This window comes from Pseudomonas sp. SL4(2022), assembly GCF_026625725.1.
Lineage (GTDB): Bacteria > Pseudomonadota > Gammaproteobacteria > Pseudomonadales > Pseudomonadaceae > Aquipseudomonas.
Genome location: NZ_CP113060.1, coordinates 2,884,255 through 2,907,757, shown reverse-complemented (window position 1 = coordinate 2,907,757; position 23,503 = coordinate 2,884,255). Strand labels below are relative to the sequence as shown.

Genomic DNA, 23,503 nt, shown 5'->3' with positions numbered 1-23,503 from the left:
CGATTATAGGGGGGCCGCAGGGCAGCGGCCAGAACCCTTAACCCAGGTGTACAGGCTTCACAGACTCAGCCTTGTACCAGTTCCTGGCGCACCTGTGCCTCGAGTTCGCTCTTGAGCGCTGGATCCAGCTTGAGCTGACGAGCCAGCTCTTCCAGGTAGGCACGCTCCATAAAGTGCTCTTCATCCACCATCAGCACGCTGGCCACATACATTTCCGCAGCCATTTCCGGCGTACTCGCCGCCCGGGCAATGTCAGCCGGGTCCAGCGGCTTGTTCAACTCAGCCTGCAACCAATGCTGCACATCAACATCATGGGTAAGTTTGATGAGCTCACCTTCGATTAACTCGCGCTCACGGGCATCCACATGGCCGTCAGCCTTGGCTGCGCCGACCAGCGCCTTGAGAATGGCCTGACTGTGCAACTCGACCTGCGGTGCTGGCAGACGATCCAGGGTTTGCGGCTCGGCCTGAGGCGCGCTGGCCTGCTGCGCCTGCCAGTTGCTATAGGCCTTGTAGGCCACCACGCCAAGCGCCGCCAACCCACCATAGGTGAGGGCTTTACCGCCCATCTTGCGCGCACTCTTGTTACCCAGCAGCAGTCCCAATGCACCTGCCGCCAACGCACCACCACCTGCTCCTTTGAGCAAGGTGCCGAGATCGCCGCCTTGCCCGCCTTTGGCCACCCCACCCAACAGACCGCCCAGGCCGCCAGGGGAGGCACCACCGGACTTCTGCTGCAGCAGGTCCTGGCCCGATTTCAGCAACTGGTCAAGCAATCCACGGGTATTCATCACGCGCTCTCCATCAACATGGTGTGGCAAGACAGACCGATTCTAAAGAGCAAGGTTTCCGCCCACCTAACGCCAGATTGCTTCGAAAGATTGCCAAACGCTGACAAAAGCGACTGTTCGTCGGTTAGCCGTCACAAACCTGTCAAAGAGTGGTCGTGATCACACTTTCACCGTAGTCGTTCTATATTTGACGCCGATAGGATGGCACTTCAGAAAAACGCTACGGCAAAAGGCTATCAAGAGCCTACGCCAGAGACTTCGCCCATGGCGCATGCCACATCTCAGCCCGCGCATCGCCTGCTGCTCAGCCTGCTCGCTTGTTGCTGGCTGTACAGCCCGTTTCTGATTGCCGACGCAAGTGCGCCCCCACACAGCGCCTTGGCAACAGCGCTCAGCGACACGCGCCTGGCCAGCTGGCTCAACCTTCTCGACAACTCAGCCAGCGATAATGACCGCGCACAGCTGGAGCGGGTCAACCACTTCATCAACCGCTCAGTGAGTTTTGTCAGTGACCAGCAAGCCTGGGGAGCCGACGATTACTGGGCCACGCCGGCGCAGACGCTAAGCCTGGGCAAAGGCGATTGCGAAGATTTCGCCATCGCCAAATACTTCAGCCTGGTGCGTATGGGTGTGCCAAGCGAGAAGCTGCGCCTGACCTTCGTCAAGGCCATCCAGCAGAACCAGGCGCATATGGTGCTGGCCTATTACCCATCGGCCAGCGCAGAACCACTGATTCTCGACAACCTCGACCCGCGCATCCGCCCGGCCAGTGAGCGCAACGATCTATTGCCGGTGTATTCCTTTAATAATCACGGCGTGTTCCTGGCGAAAAACCCGCAGCGCGTTAGCCAGCCGCCGGAATTTCTCGCACGCTGGAATGAGCTGAGCGAGCGGGCACTGGCCGATGGCTCGGCCACCCCCGCAGCAAAGAGCTAAACCAATCAGCGCGGGCGGATATGAGCGATCAGCAACTGCACGCTTTCCTGCCCGCGGTATTCATTGACGTCCAACTTGTAGGCCAGCTCGACCCAACGCACGGTCGGGTTCGGCCAGATTTCACGATCCACGCCAAACGCAATGCCATCGAGTTGCACGCTGCCGCACTCACTTTTCAGCACCACTTTAAGGTGGCGTTCGCCGACCACGCGCTGCTGCATCAACTGAAACACGCCATGAAACAGCGGCTCCGGGAAGTGCTGCCCCCACGGCCCGGCATTGCGCAACTCCTTGGCCAGCGGCAGGTGGAACTCTTCGATGGACAAGGTGCCGTCAGACAGCAAACGACCGGTCAGGTCGTCCTCACACAGCTGACGACGTACCTCGGCGTCGAAGGCCGCCGCAAAGGCCGCAAAATTCGCCTGCGGCAGCGACAACCCAGCGGCCATGGCGTGCCCACCGAACTTGCTGATCAGCGCAGGATGTTTAGCAGCCACCGCATCCAGTGCATCACGGATATGAAACCCCGGCACCGAACGCGCCGAACCCTTCAACACACCATCACCCGCATCGGCGAAGGCAATGGTCGGGCGGTGATAACGCTCTTTCATCCGCGAGGCAAGAATGCCGATGACGCCCTGATGCCAGTCCGGCTCGAACAGGCACAGACCAAAGGGCATGTCCTCCAGGGGCAGGTCCTTGAGCTGGGCCAGCGCCTCGCGCTGCATGCCCTGTTCAATGGCCTTGCGGTCCTGATTGAGCTGATCCAACTGCACGGCCATGTCACGGGCCAGCGCTTCGTCTTCACAGAGCAGGCATTCAATGCCCAGCGCCATGTCGTCCAGTCGCCCCGCAGCATTCAAGCGTGGACCGAGGATAAAACCGAGGTCGGTGGAGGTGATACGCCGATGATCACGCCCGGCCACTTCCAGAATCGCGCGCAAACCCGGCCGCGCACGCCCGGCACGAATGCGCGCCAAACCCTGGTGCACCAGAATGCGGTTGTTGGCATCCAACGGCACAACATCCGCCACGCTGCCGAGCGCGACCAAATCCAGCAACTCGCCGAGATTCGGCTCGGGGCGCTGCGCGGTAAACCAGCCCATGTCACGCAAGCGCGCACGCAACGCCAGCAACACATAGAACATCACCCCAACCCCGGCCAGCGCCTTGCTGGGGAACGCGCAGCCCGGCTGATTGGGATTGACGATGGCATCCGCCGCCGGCAACTCAACACCGGGCAAGTGGTGATCGGTGACCAGTACGGTCAACCCTGCGGCCTTGGCAGCCGCCACGCCCTCAACGCTGGAAATGCCGTTATCCACGGTGATCAACAACTGCGGCGCACGCTCAAGTGCCACGGCAACAATCTCCGGGGTCAGGCCGTAGCCATATTCGAAGCGATTGGGCACCAGGTAATCGACGTGCGCGGCTCCCAACATGCGCAGCCCCAGCACACCCACCGTACTGGCAGTGGCGCCATCGGCATCGAAGTCGCCGACGATCAACATGCGCTGACCTTGCTGAAGCCCCTGCACCAGCAAATCGACCGCCGCGTCCATACCCTTGAGCTGCTGATACGGAATCAGCCGCGCCAGGCCTTTATCCAATTCAGCAGCGGATTGTACGCCGCGGGCAGCATAAAGACGGGTCAGCAACGGCGGCAGAGCGCCCAGGTCAGGAAGGGTTTCAGGCAGCGGGCGGGATTCGATACGCATGGTGGTTTTATCTTGTAGGGCGGGGGCAACCCGCCGAAATCAAAACGGGGCGGGTGCTGCCCGCACTACGACTAGCTGTAAATGAGCACTACTCGCTTCGCTCGCCCTTCGGGCTGCGCTAAAGCGCGTTAGCCGCAAGCGGCTTGCCGAGCCTGTTTTTAACGCAGCAGGGCCGACGCGCAGCAGATCGTAAATAGGTTCTTAGCGCTCGCCAGCCAACCACTCAATGGGCAGCTCATGCTGGCCGCGCTCATCGGTGATAAACAGTTCGCCGTCGCTGATCATCACACTCCAGTTCAACGAACGCGGCAGGTCCAGCGCCAGCTTGGCCAGGGCCTCTTGGTCGAGGGCAACGACGTTGATGTTCTTCAGGCTGCGCACGGGATCGAGCGCTTTGGTCTGCCACACACGCAGGTTGCCATAGGCGACCAGGCTGAACTTCTCGGTGCGCCGCGAGCACCAGGTGATGCGCTCACTGTCCGGCTGGCCGACTTCAATCCAGTGCAGCACACGGTCATCCAGGCTCTTTTCCCACAACGCCGGCTCATCCACGTCCGACAGGCCACGACCGAACGCCAGGTGCTCGTGATAGAACAAGGCATAGGCCACCAGCCGTGCGGCCAGTCGCTCTTCGGTTTCCGACGGGTGCTTGGCCACGGTAAAACGCAGGTTTTCATAGACGCTGCGGTCCATGTCGGTGAGGTTCAGCTCGATTTTGTAGGTGGTAGACGGCAGGGCCATGGACGGGGCTTCTTGACTGGTCGAATAAGCCGGCAAGTCTACCCGATGCCGCCCGCTCACGTTAGAGTCGTGCACTCAGTCAGATGGATGGAAACCCGATGCAGCTGCCCAGCAAACCCCTCGCCGGCCTGACAGTGATCGAACTCGGCACCCTGATCGCCGGGCCTTTTGCCTCACGTATTTGCGCCGAATTCGGTGCCGAGGTAATCAAGGTCGAATCACCGGATGGCGGCGACCCGCTGCGCAAGTGGCGCAAGCTCTATGAGGGCACGTCGCTGTGGTGGTTTGTGCAGGCACGCAACAAACAGTCGATCACCCTTAACCTCAAACATGAGGCCGGGCGCGAGGTGTTGAAAAAGCTGCTCAGCGAGGCGGACATCCTTATTGAGAACTTCCGCCCCGGCGTGCTGGAGAAACTCGGCCTGGGCTGGGACGTGCTGCATGCACTCAACCCCAAATTAGTGATGGTGCGCCTGTCTGGCTTTGGCCAAACCGGGCCGATGAAGGATCAACCCGGTTTCGGTGCAGTGGGCGAATCCATGGGCGGGCTGCGTTACATCACCGGCTTCGAGGATCGCCCGCCGGTGCGCACCGGCATCAGCATTGGCGATTCAATTGCCGCGCTGTGGGGCGTGATCGGCGCGCTGATGGCACTGCGTCACCGCGAAGTGAACGGCGGCAGCGGCCAGGTGGTGGACGTGGCGCTGTATGAAGCGATCTTCGCCATGATGGAGTCCATGGTGCCGGAGTTCGATGTGTTCGGGTTTATTCGCGAGCGCACTGGCAACATCATGCCCGGCATCACGCCCTCCTCCATCCACACCAGCGCCGACGGCAAACATGTCCAGATCGGCGCCAACGGTGATGCGATCTTCAAACGCTTTATGCAGGCCATCGACCGCCCGGACCTGGCCGACGACGCGACCTTGGCCAGCAATGACGGCCGCGATGCGCGGCGCGATGAACTGTATGGCGTGATCGACCGCTGGGTTGGCTCACTGCCGCTGGCGCAGGTGCTGGCCTCCCTGAATCAGGCCGACGTGCCGGCCAGCCGCATTTTCAGTGCCGAAGACATGTTCCACGACCCGCAGTTTCTCGCCCGCGAAATGCTGCTCGCGGCCAATCTACCGGACGGTAAAGCCTTCAAGATGCCCGGCATCGTACCCAAACTCAGCGACACACCCGGCGCGGTGGAATGGGTCGGCCCCACCCTCGGCGAACACAACCAAACCGTGCTGCTCGCGCTGGGCTACAGCGAGGCGCAAATCGCCGAGCTGAAACGCCAAGGCGCGATTTGAGCCGTGCTGATCTCCAACCCACTCACCAGCCCTTCACACAGTCTGATCACGGAGCAACGCGATTACCCGGAGTGGCACCTGGGGCGAAGCCGTTATGCCGTCTGGGCACTGCCGGTGCAATGCCCGCACCTGCTGGCGCATATCGCCCGCCTGCAACATGCGCTTAGCGACTGGCTGCACCCGCCCGGACGCCGTCAGGCGCACATCACGGTCTTTGTCTGCGGCTTTATCAGCGGCCAGGCGCGGCACAATGATGATTTCAGCAAGCAGCAACGTCAGCAGCAATTCAAGGCGATCGGACGCGCGTCTCGGCAACCACTGACACTCGAAATCGGCCAGCCTGACAGTTTTGCCAGCGCCGCCTTCTTGCCGGTCAGCGACCCCTCGGGCCAGTTGCAGCACTGGCGCACCTTACTGAACGAACACAGCCAAGAGGCGCGGCAAAGCCCCTATCACGCACACATCACCCTCGGCCTGTATCGCCAGCGTGTAGACGCCCCCCTGATTCGCGCACGGCTGATCGAATTGGCAGAAGAGCACCCACGCAGGCTGCCGGTCAACAGCCTGCAATATGCTCACTACCGGGCACGCCAGTTGTTCAGCCCCTTGTGCGTGCGCCAGTCTTTCAGCCTCGGCACCTAAGCTGCGCCCATAAAAAACGGCACCTCGCAGGTGCCGTTTTTCCGAGCACAGTGACCGTTACAACGGCTTGCCGCGGTTACCGTGCTGCGCCACAAAGGCCTGAACGGTTTTCAGGTCATTGGCCAGTACGGTGCAACGCTCTTCACGCTCAAACAGATCGGCCAAATGCGCCGGCAGCGCCGGTGCCTGACCCACATCCGCTTTCTCGACGGCTTCCGGGAACTTGACCGGGTGCGCCGTGCCGAGGATGACCATCGGTGTTGCCAGGCTGCGGCGGCACTCGCGGGCGGCGCGCACGCCAATCGCCGTGTGCGGGTCGAGCAACTCACCACAGGCGTTGAACACCTCAGTGATGGTGGCGCATGTCTGTTCATCATCCACCGCCAGCGAATCAAACAGCTTGCGCGCTTCGGTCCAGCGGTCTTCCTCAACGCTGAAGCCGCCGCCCTGCTTGAAGTTGACCATCAACTCGGCAATCGCCGCACCGTTACGGCCGTGCAGGTCAAACAGCAGGCGCTCGAAGTTCGACGACACCATGATGTCCATGGACGGCGACAACGTCGGGTGCAGGGTTTCTTTGACGTACTGATTACCGCTCATAAAGCGGTGCAGGATGTCGTTGCGGTTGGTGGCGACGATCAGCTGGCTGATCGGCAGGCCCATGTTGCGCGCCAGGTAGCCGGCGAAGATGTCACCGAAGTTACCAGTCGGCACCGAGAACGCGATAGAACGCGCCGGGCCGCCCAGCTGCAGGGCGGCATGGAAGTAGTACACGATCTGAGCCATGATCCGCGCCCAGTTGATCGAGTTGACTGCCACCAGACGCGTGCCCTTGAGGAAGCCCTGGTCAGCGAAGCTGTCCTTGACCATCTCCTGGCAGTCATCGAAGTTGCCTTCAATGGCGATGTTATGGATGTTGTCGCCGAGGATGGTGGTCATCTGCCGGCGCTGCACCTCGGACACACGGTTGTGTGGGTGCATGATGAAAATGTCGACGTTCTCGCAGGCCTTACAGCCCTCAATGGCGGCCGAACCGGTATCACCGGAGGTCGCACCCATGATCACCACGCGCTCATTGCGTTTGGCCAGCACGTAATCGAGCAAACGGCCGAGCAGCTGCAGGGCGAAGTCTTTGAAGGCCAGGGTCGGGCCATGGAACAGCTCCAACACCCACTCATTGCCATTCAGCTGACGCAGTGGCGCGACGGCGCTATGGGCAAACACACCGTAAGTGTCTTCAAGAATCTTTTTGAAATCCGCATCCGGAATGCTGCCGGTGACGAACGGGCGCATCACGCGGAAGGCCAGTTCGTGATACGGCAAACCGGCCCAGGAGGCGATTTCTTCCTGAGTAAAGCGCGGCAGGTTTTCCGGGACATACAGGCCGCCATCGCTGGCCAGGCCGGCGAGCAGCACGTCTTCGAAATTCAGGGCCGGTGCCTGGCCACGGGTACTGATATAGCGCATAGGGGCAAACCTTCGGTTGAATCTTCAAGAGCCGCCGCAGCCTGGCTGCGGCGGCCAAAAGCGGATTAGTTCAGCTGCTCGACGCGGATACGCACAACGCTGCCGACCACATCGGTCAAGGCTTCAAGGGCGCTGATGGCCTCGTTGATTTGCGCCTCACGCACACGATGGGTAACCAGGATCATCGGCACCAAGCCGTCTTGCTCCTCGGCTTCCTTCTGCATGATCGACTCGATGTTGATGCCACGCGCCGACAGGATGCTCGCCACCTGAGCCAGCACGCCCGGATGATCCTTAGCCTGAATACGCAGGTAATAAGCGCTCTCGCAAGCCTCGATCGGCAGAATCGGATGATCAGAGAGTGAATCTGGCTGGAAGGCCAAATGCGGCACACGATTGGTCGGATCAGCGGTCAAGGCACGCACCACGTCAACCACGTCGGCGATGACTGAAGAGGCGGTTGGCTCCATGCCTGCGCCAGCGCCGTAGAACAGCGTACTGCCGGCAGCGTCACCGTTAACCATCACCGCATTCATCACACCGTTCACGTTGGCGATCAGACGGTCGGCTGGAATCAGCGTCGGGTGTACACGCAGCTCGATACCGGCTTCAGTGCGACGGGCAACACCGAGGTGCTTGATGCGATAGCCCAAGGCTTCTGCATAGTTCACGTCAGCGGTGGTCAGTTTGGTGATGCCTTCGGTGTAGGCCTTGTCGAACTGCAGCGGAATACCAAAGGCGATGGACGCCAAGATGGTCAGCTTATGCGCAGCATCGATGCCTTCGACATCGAAGGTCGGATCGGCTTCGGCATACCCCAGCGCCTGCGCCTCGGCCAGCACGTCTTCGAAGGTCCGACCCTTCTCGCGCATTTCGCTGAGGATGAAGTTACCGGTGCCATTGATGATGCCAGCCAGCCAGTTGATGCGGTTGGCCGCCAGACCTTCACGAATCGCCTTGATCACTGGAATGCCACCGGCTACGGCGGCTTCGAAGGCGACGATCACACCCTTCTCGCGCGCTTTGGCGAAGATTTCATTGCCGTGCACGGCAATCAGCGCCTTGTTCGCGGTGACCACATGCTTGCCGTTTTCGATGGCTGTCAGCACCAGGTCTTTGGCCAGGGTGTAACCGCCGATCAGCTCGATAACAATGTCGATCTCAGGGTTGTTCACCAGCTCGAAGACATCGCTGGTCAGGCTAATACCGGTTGTGTCGTACTGCGGCTTGGGCGAGCGAATGGCAATTTGGGCAACTTCAATACCACGCCCTGCACGCCGGGTAATTTCCTCGGCATTTCGCTTGAGCACATTCAACGTACCGCCACCGACGGTTCCCAGCCCACAGATGCCTACTTTCACCGGTTTCACACTGAACTCCCCATCTGCACTGCGTAAAACGGCCGGAGCAAGCCCCGGCCGTGGAAAAAGAGCCGCACCATACGAAGCGGCTGTTTAATAGTCAATCAGGTGCAAGCCTCAGGTCACTTGGATTCCAGGGCTATTTTCGCCAGCTGAGGCGCTGGCTGATAGCCGGGAATGATTTTGCCATTGGCCAGCACGATGGCCGGCGTGCCGCTGACGCCGATCATCTGACCGAGGGCGTACTGCTTGGCAACCGGGCTGTCGCACTGCGCATCTGCAACGCTCTGACGAGTTTTCGCACGGTTCATCGCATCCTGACGATCCTTGGCGCACCAGACATTCGACAGTTCCTGGGCTGCCGGACTTTCCAGGCCCTGGCGCGGGAAGGCCAGGTAACGCACCTCGACGCCCAGACGATTGAGCTCAGGCACTTCGCTGTGCAGCTTCTGACAATAGCCGCAATCGGTGTCGGTAAATACGGTGATATGGGTTTTCGGCTGCTTGGGCGCAAACACCACCATTTCCGAGGCCGGAATGGCATCCAGCAGCTTGACCACGCCCTTGCTTTCGGCGGCTTCGGTCAGGTTGACAGGCTTGCCATCCTTGACCTGGAACAGGTAGCCCTGCAGCAGGAACTGGCCATCTTCACTGGCATACAGCTGGCGACCGCCTTGCAGTTGCACCTGGTACAAGCCGGTCATCGGGCTCTCGGCAATGGCCTCGATCGGCAGCTCAGGGTCAATCACTTTTAGGGTATTACGGATGGCCTGATCAGGATCGGCAGCAACGCCAATAGTGCTGGTCAGGCTCAAGGCCAACGCGACAACAATGCGGTTGAAACGCATACAAACTCCTGCCGATAGACGCTCTGAATAAAGTCGACACAGCCTACCATAGAAGCCCGAACAGACCGATCACGGCAGGCCAGACGGCGTTCTCAGCCTCGCGGATGGTGCTGCGCATGCAGCTCCTGCAGGCGCGCGCGGGCAATGTGCGTATAGATTTGCGTGGTCGACAGGTCGCTGTGCCCAAGAAGCATCTGTACCACGCGCAGATCGGCACCATGATTGAGCAAATGGGTGGCGAAGGCGTGGCGCAGGGTGTGCGGCGACAGACTCTTGGCGATCCCCGCCACCTTGGCCTGGTGCTTGATCCGGTACCAGAAGGCCTGCCGGGTCATCTGTTCGCCACGCAAGCTAGGAAACAGCACATCGCTGGGCTTGCCATCCAGCAGAAACGGCCGCGCGTCCTTGCTGTAACGCTCAATCCAGGAGATCGCCTCCTCGCCCAGCGGCACCAGGCGCTCCTTGCTGCCCTTGCCGAAGACGCGCAGTACACCTTGGCGCAGATTGACCTGCTCCAGCGTCAAGCCAATCAACTCACTGACGCGCAGACCACAGGCATACAGCACCTCAAGCATTGCCCGGTCGCGCAAGCCAATCGGGTCATCCAGATCAGGCGCACTCAGCAACGCCTCAACATCGGCCTCGGACAACGACTTAGGTAAAGGACGACCTAACTGTGGCAACTCAACCTGCAGCGTCGGATCTCGACTGATCAGCTGTTCACGCACTAAAAAGCGATAAAAACCCCGCAACCCCGAGAGCAAACGCGCCGTGGAACGCGCCTTGTAACCCTCACTCAAGCGCCAGGCCAAGTGATCGAGAATCAGCTCGCGGCCAGCATCCGGCAACTGCACATCACGTACCTGCAGCCAGCCATTGAACAACGCAAGATCACTGCGATAGGCGGCCTGGGTGTGTGCGGACAGCCCCTTCTCCAACCATAACGACTCAAGAAAACGATCAATCAAAGGGTGATCAATAGCGGGCATCAAATAACCTCGTTGAACAGTGTGAGTAATGTTCGCGAGCATGACACCCTCGACCGGTCTCATGCACCGCATCAACTCACAGAGAGGCAGGCGACCAACGATCGGTGACGCCAGCCTTAAAAGCCGGCGTCACCCTATCTTTGGGTGGGTGACAGACAGCAATTTGCAGGCCATGATTGCATCACGCCACTACAGCACAATGGGCCCACGCGATGTCCAGCCAACAGCACTCACGTCTTGGTCAGATTCTGATCAACAAGGGACTGATTAATCGCGGTCAGCTGGATGCTGCCATCAAACTGCAACTCACCAGCCAAAAACGCCTGGGTGAAATCCTTATTGAACAGGGCTGGCTGAGTGAGCGCCAGCTTAAAAAGGCCCTGAACAAACAGAGCAACCTACGCCTCGCTGCCACCCTGGTCGCCGCCCTGCTCAGCCCTTTCCAAATCGCCAGCGCCGACGCACCGCGCTCGCAAGTCAGCGCCGTCAGCCAGGAACAGACGCCACGCGGCCTGCGTCCCTTGAGCGACCTGGAGATGAGCAATGTCAGCGCCCAAGGCCTCGACGATGTACTGCAGGGGTTGTTTCTCCAGGCCGGTAGCGGCGATGGTTTGGGCACTGTAGGGCAATTAAGTAAACTCGTCATGCCGGTGCTGAACAGCCTTGAGGCAGAAACCTCGATGAAGGACGTCCTGTACGACACCAGCAAACTAACCTCGGTGATCAACGCTGACGGCTCCGTCAATGTGCGCCTACCCAGTTCGATCGGTGAACTGCGCTTCGATAATATTCGCGTCGCCGGCGCCCCCCAAGGCCAGAGCATGGGCAGCCTGAGCCTGCACGACATCGACTTGTCGCAGGCCTCCCTGAAGATCAGCCTGCATCAGTAGATACCCTGGCCTGCCAGCTCAGCCTGACAGCACGGGCACTGGCTTCTGTTGCTCATCGATTGCAACAAAGCTGAACACACCACTGATTGCCCGCACGCGGGCATCACTGCTCATGCTTTCCACAAACACTTCGACCTCAACCTTGAGGCTGGTGGTGCCCACCTTGATCACCCGTCCGACCAACTCCACAATTGAGCCGGCAGGTATGGCGTGCTTGAAATCGATGCGATCCGACGAAACCGTCACCAGCGGCAATCGACAGAATCGCGTAGCTGCGATAAACGACACCTCGTCCATCCAGGCCAGTGCGGTGCCACCAAACAAGGTGTTGTGGTGATTGGTGGTTGGCGGAAACACCGCCTTGGTCACACGGGTTTCCGATAACTCGGTGCGCCGCTGAATTTCCTGCTCTCTCGACGTCATGCCATTACTGCCAGATTCAATCGGATGTGGTTGCCACAGTGCTGCGGGCGATTCTTATGATTATTGGCACGCAACCACGCGGGTAGAACTGAAGCCGGAAAACTCACCAGTCACCGGCCCAGAAACGAAAAAAGCAGCCCGAAGGCTGCTTTTTTATGGAAAGACCGAGACTTAGCCCAGTTTTTCCTTGATGCGAGCTGCCTTACCAGACAGGTCACGGAGGTAGTACAGCTTGGCTTTACGCACGTCACCGCGACGCTTAACAGCCAGGCTGTCAACCAGCGGGCTGTAGGTCTGGAAAGTACGCTCAACGCCCACACCGTTGGAGATCTTACGAACAGTGAAAGCACTGTTCAGACCACGGTTACGCTTGGCAATGACAACGCCTTCGAACGCCTGCAGACGCTGACGGTCACCTTCTTTCACTTTAACCTGGACGACTACGGTGTCACCCGGTGCGAAAGTTGGGATTTCTTTGCCCATTTGCTCAGCTTCAAGCTGCTGAATAATCTTGTTGGTCATGCTGCGCTCCTAAGACAGGCCTCGGCCGGTCATCGATACATTAACTATCGTCCCGCTGGCGGACGTATTCCTCCAGCAGCTTTTTCTCTTCTCCAGAAAGCGAGCGGCTTTCCAGAAGATCGGCGCGTCGTTCGTAGGTCCGACCAAGGGACTGCTGCAAACGCCAGCGCCGGATGTGTTCGTGGTTGCCACTCAGCAACACGTCGGGAACACGTTTATCCGCATACACCTCCGGACGGGTGTAGTGCGGGCAGTCGAGCAAGCCATCCGTAAAGGAGTCTTCTTCGGCCGAATTTGCATGACCCAATGCACCAGGCAATAGGCGCGTTACCGCGTCGATCAGCACCATGGCCGGCAGCTCACCGCCAGACAGGACGTAATCCCCAATCGACCATTCTTCATCGACATGCGCTTCAATAAAGCGCTCATCAATGCCTTCATAGCGCCCGGCAATTAGGATTAAGGCACCCTCATTAGCCAGTTCGCGAACTGCTGACTGCGTCAGCTGGCGACCTTGCGGCGACAGGTAAATCACCTTGGCCGCGCCACCTGCAGCATGCTTGGCATCAACCAAAGCATCTTCAAGCGGCTTGATCTTCATCACCATGCCAGGGCCACCACCGAAAGGCCGATCATCAACCGTGTGATGACGATCCGTGGTGTAGCTACGCGGATTCCAGCAGGTCAATTGCAACATGCCCTGCTTCACCGCTCGGCTGGTGATGCCATATTCACTGATGGCGGCAAACATTTCAGGGAACAGCGTAATGACTTCAACGCGCAGATTTGGCATCAGGCTTAAAAAGTCCGCATCCCAGTCGACCCGCATTTCGCCAGCACTCAGATCAATCGACAACACGCATTGCTCGGTATACGGCAAAAGACGTTCGCGACCATCCAGGCTGTCGGTACAGGGTTTAACCACCATCACATCGTTGGCACCGGTCTCAAACAGATGATCAACCTTGCCGAGCAATTGCCCTGCCTGATCAATAACCTTGAGGCCTTCCAACTCGTACCAGTAGTAGTCGCCGTCGCTTAGTTCCGGGAGCAAGTTGCGGGGTACACAGATGTCAAAACCCGCGAAGGTACGAGCCACTTCGCGATCATCCAGCCCTTTCAACTTGGCTACCAGGACTTTGCCTTGCAAACGTCCACCGGCCACTTCAACTTGCTTAACCTCGCCGTCACGCTTGAGCGTCCAGTGAGGGTAATTGAGCACGTTGGTCAAAGGTTCAGTAAAGGAATAGACCTTCACATCACCTTTTACGCCATGCACCGAGACAATCTTGCCGAGGACTATAAGATCCTCAGCGGGAGCTGGCGTCATGCTCATAATGCTTAGGCTGCAGCCTTAGCAGCTTCCTTGAGCAGCTGAGCGACACGCTCAGACGGCTGTGCACCTTGACCGAGCCAGTAAGCGGCACGTTCTTGGTCAACAGACAGTTTGATTTCAGCGCCCGATGCAACCGGGTTGAAGAAACCAATACGCTCAACGAAGCGACCATCGCGCGCATTGCGGCTATTGGTCACGGTCAGGTGGTAGAACGGGCGCTTTTTGGAGCCGCCACGGGCAAGACGGATGGTTACCATTGAACTTCTTTCCTGTAGTCGGTGCTGCAAAACTGAAATGCAAGCATAGGGCACTAGGCCCGAAAGGCCGCATATTCTAAGGATTATCCGGCTTTTTGCAAATCTCTTTTTCAAGCCGCCGGTCGGTACTGGCTGCGAGCCAGGCTGGCAAACGGTATTGCCAGCCCAATTGCAGCCGTTATTACTGCTATTACAACTTCGGCAGACCGCCCGGCATCATCCCACCCATGCCACGCATCATCTTGGCCATACCGCCTTTCGCAGTGAATTTCTTCATCATTTTCTGCATCTGCTTGTGCTGCTTGATCAAGCGCCCAATGTCCTGCACCTGAGTACCGGAACCCATGGCAATACGACGCTTACGCGAACCGCTGATGATCTCGGGGTCGCGACGCTCGGCCGGCGTCATCGAATTAATGATGGCTTCCATCTGTTTGAACTGTTTCTCGGCAGCACCCTGAGCATTGCCCATCTGCGCCAGATTGACACCACCCATCTGCGGCAGCTTGTCCATCAGGCCGCCGAGGCCACCCATATTCTTCATCTGCTGCAACTGATCACGGAAGTCTTCAAGATCGAAGCCTTTGCCCTTCTTCAGCTTCTTGGTAAGTTTCTCGGCCTTCTCGCGATCCAGAGTCTGCTCGGCCTGCTCAATCAGACTGAGCACATCACCCATACCGAGAATGCGCGAGGCAATACGGTCCGGGTGGAACGGCTCCAGCGCCTCGGTCTTTTCCCCCATACCGATAAACTTGATCGGCTTACCGGTAATGTGCCGCACCGACAACGCCGCACCGCCGCGCGCATCACCGTCGACCTTGGTCAGCACCACACCAGTCAGCGGCAGCGCATCATTAAAGGCTTTGGCAGTATTGGCGGCATCTTGGCCGGTCATGGCGTCGACCACGAACAGAGTCTCGACCGGCCTGATCGCCGCATGCAGCGCCTGGATCTCCGCCATCATCTCGGCATCGATGGCCAGACGACCGGCGGTATCCACCAGCACGACATCAATGAATTTGAGCCTAGCTTCCTTGATCGCTGCCTCGGCAATCGCTACCGGCTTCTGGCTGATGTCGGAAGGAAAGAAGGTCACGCCAATGTCATTGGCCAGGGTTTCCAGTTGTTTAATCGCGGCCGGACGGTAAACGTCAGCCGACACCACCATCACGGTTTTCTTTTTGCGTTCTTTAAGGAAGCGCGCCAACTTGCCAACGGTAGTGGTCTTGCCCGCCCCCTGCAGACCTGCCATCAGCACCACGGCTGGCGGCACCGCATTCAGCGCGAGGTCTTCGTTGGCCGCGCCCATCAGCTCTTCCAACTCGGCACGCACGATCTTCACAAAGGCCTGGCCTGGAGTCAGGCTCTTCGAGACTTCAGTGCCGACCGCACGATCCTTGACCTTATTAACGAAGTCCTTGACCACAGGCAGGGCCACGTCGGCTTCCAACAAGGCCATGCGCACTTCACGCAGGGTGTCCTTGATGTTGTCTTCGCTCAGCTTGGCTTTGCCAGTGACATTGCGCAGGGTCTGCGAGAGGCGGTCAGTCAGATTTTCAAACATGCTCGTTCCTTTCAGGCTCAACTGAGCCGAGGGTAGGCTTGTAACAGGCGGCGGATTATAGCGAAGACTAATCGGCTCTGTTGGCGTTTCATCGCAACCGAGCCTGACCCAGACGCTTTCGTGGCGCAGCGGTTGTATGCCACACTGCGCGTCTTCCGGGTTTGCCTGACAAGGATTTATGCACCCTCTGCTACCCAGCCTTGCTGCCGCCTGCCTCTACGCGGCAGCCGCTTCCTACCAGGGCCTGCGCCTGCAACAGCGCAGCACTACCAATAAGCGCCTGCTGGTTGTGCTCGGTGTCTTCGCCCTGCTCTTTCATACCAGCAGTCTGTTCATGCAGATGTACAGTCCGACGGGGCTGTCGCTGGACTTTTTCAACGCCGCCAGCCTGATTGCCGCCTCGGTCATTCTGCTGACCCTGCTGGCCTGCGCGCGCATCCCCGTGGAAAACCTGCTGATTCTGCTGTTTCCACTGGGCTTTCTGACCGTCCTGCTGGCGCAGTTCATGCCCAGCGGCACAAGCCGGCCGATTGATGAAGCGCCCGGTATCCTGGCGCACATCCTGCTCTCCGTAACGGCTTACGGCATGCTGACCATTGCCGTATTCCAGTCGCTGCTCCTGCTGTTGCAGGACCATCAGCTCAAGCACAAACACCCCTCCGGGCTGATCAAGAACTTCCCACCCCTACAGACCATGGAAAGCCTGCTGTTCGGCTTCCTGTGGGCGGGCTGGGCATTGCTATCGCTGTCGTTGCTGTCCGGCGCGCTGTTTATCAATGACCTGTTTGCCCAGCACCTGGCGCACAAGACCTTCCTGTCATTTTTCGCCTGGGTGGTATTTGCCGTGCTGCTGTGGGGCCGCCACCAACTCGGCTGGCGCGGTCATAAAGCGATTCGCTGGACCTTGGCGGGCTTTTGTCTGCTGATGTTGGCCTATTTCGGCAGCAAGCTGGTTCGCGAATTCATCCTGCACATCTGACGCCCAGGTTCACTGCGTGGACAACATACCCCCCAGTTTTCTCTTCGGCCTGCTGATCTTCCTGCTGCTCTGCTCAGCATTTTTCTCCAGCTCGGAGACTGGCATCCTCAGCCTCAACCGCTACCGCCTCAAGCACTTGGCGAAAGAAGGTCACCGCGGCGCCAAGCGCGTCAGCACCATGCTCAGCCATCCGGATCGCCTGCTGGGCACCATCCTGATCGGCAACAACTTCGTCAACATCCTTGCCTCGTCCATCGCCACGGTTCTGGCCCTGCAGTTCTGGGGCGAAGCCGGGATCGCGATTGCCATCATTGGCCTGACCCTGATTCTGCTGGTGTTCGGTGAAATCACGCCCAAGACCCTGGCCGCCCTTCGCCCGGAAGCAGTGGCCTACCCGTTCAGCCTGCCGCTGTTGCTACTGCTCAAGCTGTTCTACCCACTGGTCATTCTGCTGAGCTGGATCAGCAATGGCCTGCTCCGACTGATGGGCGTCGACCCCACCAGCAAGAGCAGCGACAGCCTGACCACCGAGGAATTGCGCAGCGTGGTGCGCGAGTCCGGCCATGAGCTACCGAAAAATCGCCAGAACATGCTGCTCGGCATTCTCGACCTGGAACGGGTGACGGTGGATGACATCATGATCCCGCGCAACGAAGTCACCGGGATCAACCTGGACGATGACATCGACAGCATTATTCACCAGCTGACCAACACCGCCCACACCCGACTGCCGGTGTTCCGCACGGACATCAATCAGATCGAAGGCATCGTGCACATGCGCCAGATTGCTCGCCTGCTGACGCACAACCAAATCAGCAAGGAAGCACTGCTGGCTGCCTGCAACGAGCCCTACTTCGTGCCGGAAGGCACACCGCTGTCGACCCAACTGATCAATTTCCAGAAGCAGAAGCGGCGCATCGGCATCGTGGTGGACGAATATGGCGATGTCATCGGCATCGTCACCCTGGAAGACATCCTCGAAGAAATCGTCGGCGACTTCAGCAACCAGGACACCCTGCGCAGCCCTGACATTCACCCTCAGGAAGACGGCACCCAAGTGATCGACGGCGCTGCTTATATCCGCGAAATCAACAAGGCGCTGGAATGGCACCTGCCCAGCGACGGCCCGAAGACCCTCAACGGCCTGATCACTGAAGCCCTAGAAAGCATTCCCGATAGCGCGGTGTGCCTGAAAATCGGTCCTTATCGCCTGGAAATCCTGCAAGCAGCCGAGAACCGGGTAAAAAGCGTGCGCATCTGGCAGGCCAAAGCCAAACTTAAGGCCGCGCCGCCGGCAGCAGACTGAGGGCCAGCCCCTCGGCCCATACGCGATACCCCAGCGCTGACGGATGATAACCATCACGCGCCAGGTACTCAGCGGAAAACTCCAGCTCAACCGTGTGATGCCCCACCCCATGACGCGCAGCCAGCCGACGCAGGCGCGCATCCAGCAGGCCGGCACGCATGCCGAGCAAACGCCGCAGCAGCCAGGGCAGAGCCGTAAAATGCTGCAACGGCGGCACACTGCTAAAGGCCACCCGGGCGCCGCGAGCTAACAACGCTTCAGCCATACCGCCAAGCGCTGCCTCCCAACGCGGCAGTGAAGTCAGATGAGTGGTGTCATTGACGCCGAACACCAGCAGCGCCAGATCAAAGGGCTGATCGAGCACCTGCGGCAACAGCCGCTCATGGGCCTGTGCGGCGGTAATGCCATTTTCACCGCATGCACGCCAGACAACCGGACGACCGCTGCGCGCAGCCAGCGCCGCTGCCAACTGCCCGACCAGCGCAGAGCTAAGCTCATCCACTCCCACGCCGACCACGGTCGACTCGCCCAGCACCAGCAGATGCAATGGCTCGCCCGGTAAGTCCGCACCTGCCACGCCGCTCAACAGCCCTGCAGCTGGCGGCAAACGCAGCGTGTTACGGCGCGTGCACAGGGCCAGCGGCAAGGCAATCGGCGCCAACAGCGCCAATCCCAGCCACCAGGCATAAGCGCGCAACGCACTCACAGTTCGACCTTGACCGCCTGCGCCGCACGCGTGGCCTTGGCCCGCGCCGCCTGCAATGATTCATCCCGCGCCAGTGCCACACCCATACGGCGCTGACCACTGACTTCCGGTTTGCCGAACAGACGCAAAGCGGTATCCGGCTCAGCCAGCACCGCTGCCAGATTACCGAAGCTGACCTGCTGCGACTCACCCTCGACCAGCACCACGGCAGAAGCCGATGGGCCGAACTGTCGAATGGTGGGAATAGGCAGCCCCAAAATGGCCCGCGCATGCAGGGCAAACTCGGACAGATCCTGAGAAATCAAGGTGACCAGGCCGGTGTCATGCGGGCGCGGCGAGATTTCGCAGAACCACACCTGATCCCCTTTGACGAACAGTTCAACGCCAAATAGCCCACGCCCGCCCAGCGAGCCGGTCACCGCCAGCGCAATACGTTCGGCTTCGGCCTGCGCTTTGGCACTCATCGGTTGCGGCTGCCAGGACTCTTGGTAATCACCCTTGACCTGACGATGCCCCACCGGCGCACAGAACGTCGTGCCACCGCTGTGACGCACAGTCAGCAAGGCAATTTCATAGTCGAAGTCGATAAACCCCTCGACAATCACCCGGCCCTTGCCAGCGCGCCCACCAGCTTGGGCGTAATCCCAGGCGACGTGCAGATCATCCAGGCTTTTCAACACCGACTGGCCCTTGCCGGAAGAACTCATGATCGGCTTGATCAGACAGGGAAAACCAATCGCTTCAACCGCAGCGCGGCACTCTTCAAAGGAATCGGCAAAGCGGTAAGGCGAGGTTGGCAGGCCCAGCTCTTCGGCAGCCAGACGGCGAATACCTTCACGGTTCATGGTCAGCTGCGCCGCGCGGGCGCTGGGGATGACGGTGAAACCTTCATTCTCCAACTCAACCAGGGTCGCGGTGGCAATCGCTTCAATTTCCGGGACGATGAAATGCGGCTGCTCCAGCTCGATCACCGCGCGCAGGGCTGCGCCATCGAGCATGTTGATCACATGGCTGCGGTGCGCCACCTGCATGGCCGGCGCATTGGCGTAGCGATCCACCGCAATAACCTCAACACCGAGCCGCTGCAGTTCGATCAGCACTTCCTTGCCCAGCTCGCCAGAGCCACACAACAGCACACGGGTCGCGCTCGGCGACAAAGGGGTTCCGATACGGGGCATGGGGAGTCCTCAAACTGATCTAGAAAGTTAGAACCTGTTCACGATCTCGCGAGCTAGAGCACTGCAAGGCAAAAACAGGCGAGGAAGCGGAGTTTACGAGCTGTAAATGAGCATTCCGAGCCTGTTTTTAACACCGCAGGGCCGACGCGCAGCAGATCGTGATCCGGTTCTTACAGCAGAATGCCTTTGGCTTTGGCCCGCTCATGACAGCGCATCAGCACCTCACGGCGCTCACTGTTCTCCATCAGGCCCCAGCGGGTAATTTCGGCAACCGTACGCTGGCAGCCAATGCAGATATCTTCATCGTCCAGCGCGCACACATGCACACAGGGCGAGACAACGGGACGTTCGTTGCTCATCAGTTGTCCTGCACGGCCAGGTCACGGGCATAGCGCTGAGCGTTGTGCACGTAGTGTGCAGCGCTGGCTTCGAGCATCTTTTTCTGGGGTTCGGTCAGTTCGCGCACCACTTTTCCGGGCGACCCCATAACCAGCGAGCCGTCGGGAATTTCCTTGCCTTCACCGATCAGGCTGTTGGCACCAATGATGCAGTTCTTACCGATTTTCGCCCCATTGAGAATGACGGCATTAATGCCGATCAGGCTGTAATCGCCCACCGTGCAGCCGTGCAACATGGCGTTATGGCCAATGGTCACACCCTTGCCCAGGGTCAGCGGAAAGCCCATGTCGGTGTGCATCACCGTGCCGTCCTGCACGTTGCTGTTCTCGCCGATATGAATCAGCTCGTTGTCGCCACGCAGCACAGCGTTGAACCACACGCTGGCACCGGCCTCCAGCTTGACCTTACCGACCAGAGTGGCATTTGGTGCAACCCAGCTGTCGGCATGGGCTTCGACGTGGGACGAACCCAAGCGGTATTTCATGGATGCTTCCTCATAGGTTCAGGTGAGCTTGGTGAAATGCTCAGGCGGCTGGTGCATGTCGATCTGCACATCATCGAACACCAGGTTGACCAACTCGACCAGCATGATCGCCGTCAGCCCCCAGATCTTGTATTCGCCATAGCGGTAACTCGGCACATACCAGCTGCGCCCGAGGTAATCGATGCGGTGCGTGGTTTCCCGCGGATCCTCGCGAAAGAACGCCAGAGGCACGGCAAAAACAGCGGCAATTTCGCCGTCATTGGGCCGGTATTCGACAAAATCTGGCACCAGCCCTACGTAGGGGGTGACCTTGATGCCGTGGCGCGACACCAGGGTACTGAGCGGCCCGATCACCTCGACCAGACCCGGCGGCAGCCCGATCTCTTCCTCGGCCTCGCGCAGGGCGGTCTGTACCAGATCAACATCCTCAGGGTCGCGCCGACCACCGGGAAAAGCCACCTCACCACTGTGGGTGGACAAACCACTGGCACGCAGGGTTAGCACCACTTCCGGTTCGTCACTGCGGGTGATGGGCACCAGCACTGCGGCTTCAGGGTAGTGTTTGTCAATCTGCAAACTGAGCGGGCTATAGCCGCGCATGCGATGGAGCAACTCGTCCAGCATGGGGATTCTCGGTCTTTTATTCTGCCGTCGATCATGGCACGAAAGCGGCGCACGGCCCAAGCCCCGGACCGCTACCAGGCATCATTCAGATGCTCGATAAGCCAAGCGTTCAGGTCGCTTGCCGAGTACCCGGCGCGCACGCCAAGATAGCCGACACGCAGCGAGGACCTGGCATGAAGTTCTGTAGCAACTGTGGCGGCCCGATCAACCACATCATCCCGCAGGGCGACAACCGCCTGCGCCACGTCTGTGCGCAGTGCCAGACCGTGCACTACCAGAACCCGCGCATCATTGCCGGTTGCCTGCCAGTGTGGGGCGAGCAGGTGCTGCTGTGTCGCCGCGCCATCGAGCCACGACGTGGCTACTGGACCCTGCCTGCCGGTTTTATGGAAAACGGCGAAACCCTGGAGCAGGCCGCCGCCCGCGAAACCCATGAAGAAGCCTGCGCACGGGTACGCAGCCTGAGCCTGTATACCCTGTTCGATCTGCCGCATATCAATCAGGTGTACATGCTGTTTCGCGCCGAGTTGGTCGACCTGGACTTTGCCCCTGGCGAGGAAAGCCTTGACGTACAGCTATTCCATGAACAGGACATCCCCTGGTCAGAGCTCGCTTTCCCGACCATTGGACGTACCTTAGAATGCTACTTCGCAGACCGCCTGCAGCAGCACTACCCGGTCCGCAACGAGCCGCTCGAAGCCTTGCGCGCACACTACAAGAAAACCTTCTGATCCATGGAAATCACAATGCGCTGGTTGTTCGCCCTACTCTGCATGACCGTTGCCCTCACTGGCCACGCCAGCACCACCCCAACCCTGAGCGGCAAGACCATCGACAAAGTGCTGGTGGTCAAATCCGAACGCAAACTGCACCTCATCAGCCGTGGTAACACCCTCAAGTCCTACCGCGTATCGCTGGGCAAACAACCTGAAGGGGCCAAGCAACGTGAAGGCGATCTGCGCACCCCAGAAGGTTTCTACTGGATCGACTGGCGCAAGACCAGTGACAAGTACAACCTGTCCATGCACATCTCCTACCCCAACGCCCGCGACCAGGCGCAAGCCCGCGCCAAGGGCGTACCGGCAGGCGGCATGATCATGATCCACGGCACGCCGCTGGATGAGGAATACCCCGAATGGTTCTTCCATACCCTGGACTGGACCGAAGGCTGTATCGCCATGAAGAACATCGACATGCGTGAAGTCTGGTCACTGGTCAAAGACGGCACACTGATCGAAATCAGGCCCTGATCGACCGACACAAAAAAGGCGCCTTAGAGGCGCCTTTTTTGAATTAGAACTGAATATCCGACAGTCGCCACACGTCAAAAGCCGGCGTCTCATAGGGGTGCTGCTTCTTCATGGCCTTGACCGCATCGTGGATCAATTCGTCGGCCACCACCATCTCGACCTTCCACTCCGCTACGTGCTCAAGTTGCCCCAGTTGTCCGAGAAAAGGCTGACTGCCCTCCTGCGCCCTGAACTGCCCCTGCCCCAAGACCTGCCAACAGCACTGATCATAACGACCGACACGCCCACCACCGGCACTGAATACGGCGGTTTTCACCGCCTCAAGATGGGTTTCAGGCACGTAAAAACACAGTTTGTACATCAAAGTCTCCGCCGGCAAGACTGACAAAAGGCCGCACAATAATAATGACAGCAATAATGGCATTTGGCCTTACCAGCCGTTCGCGGGGTTCATCACACTTGCGCACTCAGGTCATGTTTTTTGCCTGAGGTAGCAGAGCAAGCCCGTCTAGATACCACACCAGAAGCGCCGCCAACGAGCCATGAAGCCGCTTACCGGCTGGTTATGGCTACCATCACAATAGGGTAGACGCTGCGACTGCCCGCAACGACAAAGCAGCAGAAATTGCTCACGTTCAGGCTGCAGTTCAAACGCATCAGAGCAGGCGGAAACACAATCAGGAAACTGGGACGAACGCCCGCAGCGGCACAGCAGCAAGGTATCGCCAGGTTTGACCTGGCGCACCTCAGGCAGAATCGGCGCCGGCTTACTCGACATAAGCCGGCGCCATCCG

General features: G+C 59.3%; 27 protein-coding genes and 1 pseudogene. 8 read left to right on the top strand and 20 right to left on the bottom strand.

Translation table 11 applies throughout. The features are described 5' to 3' along the window. Positions 1 to 65 precede the first annotated feature (65 nt). A complete protein-coding gene (locus OU997_RS13665) occupies positions 66 to 791 on the bottom strand; it encodes a tellurite resistance TerB family protein (RefSeq protein ID WP_108486706.1) in 726 nt (241 codons plus the stop codon). Between the two features lie 264 nt (positions 792 to 1,055). On the opposite strand from OU997_RS13665, the gene OU997_RS13660 reads away from it, so the two are divergent. Next, positions 1,056 to 1,727: a transglutaminase-like cysteine peptidase gene (locus tag OU997_RS13660; protein WP_108486705.1), complete on the top strand. Its 672-nt coding sequence runs from the start codon at positions 1,056 to 1,058 to the stop codon at positions 1,725 to 1,727. 5 nt (positions 1,728 to 1,732) lie between these two features. Here OU997_RS13660 and recJ read toward each other — a convergent pair whose 3' ends face one another. Next, complete coding sequence (gene recJ / locus OU997_RS13655) at positions 1,733 to 3,445, bottom strand: single-stranded-DNA-specific exonuclease RecJ (RefSeq protein WP_108486704.1); 1,713 nt, start codon at positions 3,443 to 3,445, stop codon at positions 1,733 to 1,735. Between the two features lie 201 nt (positions 3,446 to 3,646). After that, positions 3,647 to 4,186 (bottom strand): YaeQ family protein, encoded by a 540-nt coding sequence (locus OU997_RS13650; protein ID WP_267807072.1) that lies wholly within the window; start codon positions 4,184 to 4,186, stop codon positions 3,647 to 3,649. A 98-nt stretch (positions 4,187 to 4,284) separates the two neighbouring features. On the opposite strand from OU997_RS13650, the gene OU997_RS13645 reads away from it, so the two are divergent. Next, positions 4,285 to 5,484 carry a CaiB/BaiF CoA transferase family protein gene (locus tag OU997_RS13645; protein WP_267807071.1) on the top strand — a complete coding sequence of 400 codons (1,200 nt, stop codon included), beginning with the start codon at positions 4,285 to 4,287 and terminating at the stop codon, positions 5,482 to 5,484. A gap of 3 nt (positions 5,485 to 5,487) precedes the next feature. After that, the gene (locus tag OU997_RS13640) at positions 5,488 to 6,126 is read left to right on the top strand and encodes a 2'-5' RNA ligase family protein (RefSeq protein ID WP_267807070.1); all 639 of its coding nucleotides are present in this window, start codon (positions 5,488 to 5,490) and stop codon (positions 6,124 to 6,126) included. Positions 6,127 to 6,183: 57 nt separating this feature from the next. Here the strand turns inward: OU997_RS13640 and thrC are convergent, their stop codons facing one another. From thrC to xerD, 4 genes are all read right to left on the bottom strand, one after another. After that, positions 6,184 to 7,593, bottom strand: coding sequence for a threonine synthase (gene thrC, locus OU997_RS13635; RefSeq protein WP_267807068.1), 1,410 nt, complete (start codon positions 7,591 to 7,593; stop codon positions 6,184 to 6,186). 65 nt (positions 7,594 to 7,658) lie between these two features. Then, positions 7,659 to 8,963, bottom strand: coding sequence for a homoserine dehydrogenase (locus OU997_RS13630; protein ID WP_267807067.1), 1,305 nt, complete (start codon positions 8,961 to 8,963; stop codon positions 7,659 to 7,661). Between the two features lie 113 nt (positions 8,964 to 9,076). Then, complete coding sequence (gene dsbC, locus OU997_RS13625) at positions 9,077 to 9,802, bottom strand: bifunctional protein-disulfide isomerase/oxidoreductase DsbC (RefSeq protein ID WP_108486698.1); 726 nt, start codon at positions 9,800 to 9,802, stop codon at positions 9,077 to 9,079. Between the two features lie 92 nt (positions 9,803 to 9,894). After that, on the bottom strand, positions 9,895 to 10,791 hold the full coding sequence (gene xerD, locus OU997_RS13620) for a site-specific tyrosine recombinase XerD (protein WP_108486697.1): 897 nt from the start codon (positions 10,789 to 10,791) through the stop codon (positions 9,895 to 9,897). 212 nt (positions 10,792 to 11,003) lie between these two features. Here xerD and OU997_RS13615 point away from each other — a divergent pair, with 212 nt between their 5' ends. Further along, a complete protein-coding gene (locus tag OU997_RS13615) occupies positions 11,004 to 11,681 on the top strand; it encodes a hypothetical protein (protein ID WP_108486696.1) in 678 nt (225 codons plus the stop codon). Positions 11,682 to 11,699: 18 nt separating this feature from the next. Here the strand turns inward: OU997_RS13615 and OU997_RS13610 are convergent, their stop codons facing one another. The 6 genes and pseudogenes from OU997_RS13610 to ffh all read right to left on the bottom strand — a co-directional run bounded on the left by OU997_RS13610 (position 11,700) and on the right by ffh (position 15,783). Further along, positions 11,700 to 12,104, bottom strand: a complete 405-nt coding sequence (locus OU997_RS13610; RefSeq protein WP_108486695.1) for an acyl-CoA thioesterase — start codon at positions 12,102 to 12,104, stop codon at positions 11,700 to 11,702. A gap of 171 nt (positions 12,105 to 12,275) precedes the next feature. Further along, entirely contained in the window at positions 12,276 to 12,626 is a 351-nt protein-coding gene (rplS, locus tag OU997_RS13605; protein ID WP_108486694.1) for a 50S ribosomal protein L19, read from the bottom strand. A 40-nt stretch (positions 12,627 to 12,666) separates the two neighbouring features. After that, positions 12,667 to 13,419: a tRNA (guanosine(37)-N1)-methyltransferase TrmD gene (gene trmD, locus OU997_RS13600; protein ID WP_108486693.1), complete on the bottom strand. Its 753-nt coding sequence runs from the start codon at positions 13,417 to 13,419 to the stop codon at positions 12,667 to 12,669. A gap of 9 nt (positions 13,420 to 13,428) precedes the next feature. Next, a pseudogene (gene rimM / locus OU997_RS13595) lies at positions 13,429 to 13,962 on the bottom strand (ribosome maturation factor RimM); the annotation flags it as partial. A gap of 5 nt (positions 13,963 to 13,967) precedes the next feature. Beyond that, on the bottom strand, positions 13,968 to 14,219 hold the full coding sequence (gene rpsP, locus OU997_RS13590; RefSeq protein WP_108486691.1) for a 30S ribosomal protein S16: 252 nt from the start codon (positions 14,217 to 14,219) through the stop codon (positions 13,968 to 13,970). A gap of 190 nt (positions 14,220 to 14,409) precedes the next feature. Beyond that, positions 14,410 to 15,783, bottom strand: a complete 1,374-nt coding sequence (gene ffh / locus OU997_RS13585; RefSeq protein ID WP_108486690.1) for a signal recognition particle protein — start codon at positions 15,781 to 15,783, stop codon at positions 14,410 to 14,412. Positions 15,784 to 15,961: 178 nt separating this feature from the next. Here ffh and OU997_RS13580 point away from each other — a divergent pair, with 178 nt between their 5' ends. After that, the gene (locus OU997_RS13580; protein ID WP_108486689.1) at positions 15,962 to 16,762 is read left to right on the top strand and encodes a cytochrome C assembly family protein; all 801 of its coding nucleotides are present in this window, start codon (positions 15,962 to 15,964) and stop codon (positions 16,760 to 16,762) included. A gap of 16 nt (positions 16,763 to 16,778) precedes the next feature. Next, entirely contained in the window at positions 16,779 to 18,068 is a 1,290-nt protein-coding gene (locus OU997_RS13575; protein ID WP_267807062.1) for an HlyC/CorC family transporter, read from the top strand. On the opposite strand, the gene OU997_RS13570 is transcribed toward OU997_RS13575, so the two are convergent. The 5 genes from OU997_RS13570 to OU997_RS13550 form a co-directional block, all read right to left on the bottom strand. Then, entirely contained in the window at positions 18,040 to 18,774 is a 735-nt protein-coding gene (locus OU997_RS13570; RefSeq protein ID WP_267807060.1) for an SGNH/GDSL hydrolase family protein, read from the bottom strand. The two genes, OU997_RS13575 and OU997_RS13570, sit on opposite strands and share 29 nt — an antisense overlap. Beyond that, positions 18,771 to 19,952 (bottom strand): formate-dependent phosphoribosylglycinamide formyltransferase, encoded by a 1,182-nt coding sequence (purT, locus tag OU997_RS13565; protein ID WP_108486687.1) that lies wholly within the window; start codon positions 19,950 to 19,952, stop codon positions 18,771 to 18,773. The genes OU997_RS13570 and purT overlap by 4 nt, the downstream gene beginning before the upstream one ends. A gap of 170 nt (positions 19,953 to 20,122) precedes the next feature. Beyond that, on the bottom strand, positions 20,123 to 20,311 hold the full coding sequence (locus OU997_RS13560) for a DUF1289 domain-containing protein (RefSeq protein WP_108486686.1): 189 nt from the start codon (positions 20,309 to 20,311) through the stop codon (positions 20,123 to 20,125). Next, positions 20,311 to 20,835 (bottom strand): gamma carbonic anhydrase family protein, encoded by a 525-nt coding sequence (locus OU997_RS13555; protein ID WP_108486685.1) that lies wholly within the window; start codon positions 20,833 to 20,835, stop codon positions 20,311 to 20,313. Before OU997_RS13555 ends, OU997_RS13560 begins: the two co-directional genes overlap by 1 nt. Before the next feature lie 18 nt (positions 20,836 to 20,853). Further along, a complete protein-coding gene (locus tag OU997_RS13550; protein WP_108486684.1) occupies positions 20,854 to 21,459 on the bottom strand; it encodes a CoA pyrophosphatase in 606 nt (201 codons plus the stop codon). Positions 21,460 to 21,632: 173 nt separating this feature from the next. Between OU997_RS13550 and OU997_RS13545 the strand changes: the two genes are divergently transcribed. Continuing rightward, the gene (locus OU997_RS13545; RefSeq protein WP_108486683.1) at positions 21,633 to 22,190 is read left to right on the top strand and encodes an NUDIX hydrolase; all 558 of its coding nucleotides are present in this window, start codon (positions 21,633 to 21,635) and stop codon (positions 22,188 to 22,190) included. Positions 22,191 to 22,205: 15 nt separating this feature from the next. Next, positions 22,206 to 22,709 carry a L,D-transpeptidase family protein gene (locus OU997_RS13540; protein WP_267807059.1) on the top strand — a complete coding sequence of 168 codons (504 nt, stop codon included), beginning with the start codon at positions 22,206 to 22,208 and terminating at the stop codon, positions 22,707 to 22,709. 43 nt (positions 22,710 to 22,752) lie between these two features. Here the strand turns inward: OU997_RS13540 and OU997_RS13535 are convergent, their stop codons facing one another. Then, positions 22,753 to 23,070 (bottom strand): YqfO family protein, encoded by a 318-nt coding sequence (locus tag OU997_RS13535; protein ID WP_108486681.1) that lies wholly within the window; start codon positions 23,068 to 23,070, stop codon positions 22,753 to 22,755. A gap of 147 nt (positions 23,071 to 23,217) precedes the next feature. Next, positions 23,218 to 23,487: a CDGSH iron-sulfur domain-containing protein gene (locus tag OU997_RS13530; RefSeq protein ID WP_108486680.1), complete on the bottom strand. Its 270-nt coding sequence runs from the start codon at positions 23,485 to 23,487 to the stop codon at positions 23,218 to 23,220. Between the last annotated feature and the right edge of the window lie 16 nt (positions 23,488 to 23,503).

Coding starts and splice junctions, on each gene's coding strand:
- OU997_RS13610 (WP_108486695.1), bottom strand. CDS start 12,104: ATGACGTCGAGAGAGCAGGAAATTCAGCGGCGCACCGAGTTATCGGAA.
- OU997_RS13580 (WP_108486689.1), top strand. CDS start 15,962: ATGCACCCTCTGCTACCCAGCCTTGCTGCCGCCTGCCTCTACGCGGCA.
- OU997_RS13615 (WP_108486696.1), top strand. CDS start 11,004: ATGTCCAGCCAACAGCACTCACGTCTTGGTCAGATTCTGATCAACAAG.
- OU997_RS13555 (WP_108486685.1), bottom strand. CDS start 20,835: ATGAAATACCGCTTGGGTTCGTCCCACGTCGAAGCCCATGCCGACAGC.
- OU997_RS13540 (WP_267807059.1), top strand. CDS start 22,206: ATGCGCTGGTTGTTCGCCCTACTCTGCATGACCGTTGCCCTCACTGGC.
- purT (WP_108486687.1), bottom strand. CDS start 19,952: ATGCCCCGTATCGGAACCCCTTTGTCGCCGAGCGCGACCCGTGTGCTG.
- recJ (WP_108486704.1), bottom strand. CDS start 3,445: ATGCGTATCGAATCCCGCCCGCTGCCTGAAACCCTTCCTGACCTGGGC.
- trmD (WP_108486693.1), bottom strand. CDS start 13,419: ATGCCAAATCTGCGCGTTGAAGTCATTACGCTGTTCCCTGAAATGTTT.
- OU997_RS13665 (WP_108486706.1), bottom strand. CDS start 791: ATGAATACCCGTGGATTGCTTGACCAGTTGCTGAAATCGGGCCAGGAC.
- xerD (WP_108486697.1), bottom strand. CDS start 10,791: ATGCCCGCTATTGATCACCCTTTGATTGATCGTTTTCTTGAGTCGTTA.
- OU997_RS13660 (WP_108486705.1), top strand. CDS start 1,056: ATGGCGCATGCCACATCTCAGCCCGCGCATCGCCTGCTGCTCAGCCTG.
- OU997_RS13550 (WP_108486684.1), bottom strand. CDS start 21,459: ATGCTGGACGAGTTGCTCCATCGCATGCGCGGCTATAGCCCGCTCAGT.
- OU997_RS13560 (WP_108486686.1), bottom strand. CDS start 20,311: ATGAGCAACGAACGTCCCGTTGTCTCGCCCTGTGTGCATGTGTGCGCG.
- rplS (WP_108486694.1), bottom strand. CDS start 12,626: ATGACCAACAAGATTATTCAGCAGCTTGAAGCTGAGCAAATGGGCAAA.
- OU997_RS13545 (WP_108486683.1), top strand. CDS start 21,633: ATGAAGTTCTGTAGCAACTGTGGCGGCCCGATCAACCACATCATCCCG.
- OU997_RS13650 (WP_267807072.1), bottom strand. CDS start 4,186: ATGGCCCTGCCGTCTACCACCTACAAAATCGAGCTGAACCTCACCGAC.
- thrC (WP_267807068.1), bottom strand. CDS start 7,593: ATGCGCTATATCAGTACCCGTGGCCAGGCACCGGCCCTGAATTTCGAA.
- OU997_RS13645 (WP_267807071.1), top strand. CDS start 4,285: ATGCAGCTGCCCAGCAAACCCCTCGCCGGCCTGACAGTGATCGAACTC.
- rpsP (WP_108486691.1), bottom strand. CDS start 14,219: ATGGTAACCATCCGTCTTGCCCGTGGCGGCTCCAAAAAGCGCCCGTTC.
- OU997_RS13535 (WP_108486681.1), bottom strand. CDS start 23,070: ATGTACAAACTGTGTTTTTACGTGCCTGAAACCCATCTTGAGGCGGTG.
- dsbC (WP_108486698.1), bottom strand. CDS start 9,802: ATGCGTTTCAACCGCATTGTTGTCGCGTTGGCCTTGAGCCTGACCAGC.
- ffh (WP_108486690.1), bottom strand. CDS start 15,783: ATGTTTGAAAATCTGACTGACCGCCTCTCGCAGACCCTGCGCAATGTC.
- OU997_RS13530 (WP_108486680.1), bottom strand. CDS start 23,487: ATGTCGAGTAAGCCGGCGCCGATTCTGCCTGAGGTGCGCCAGGTCAAA.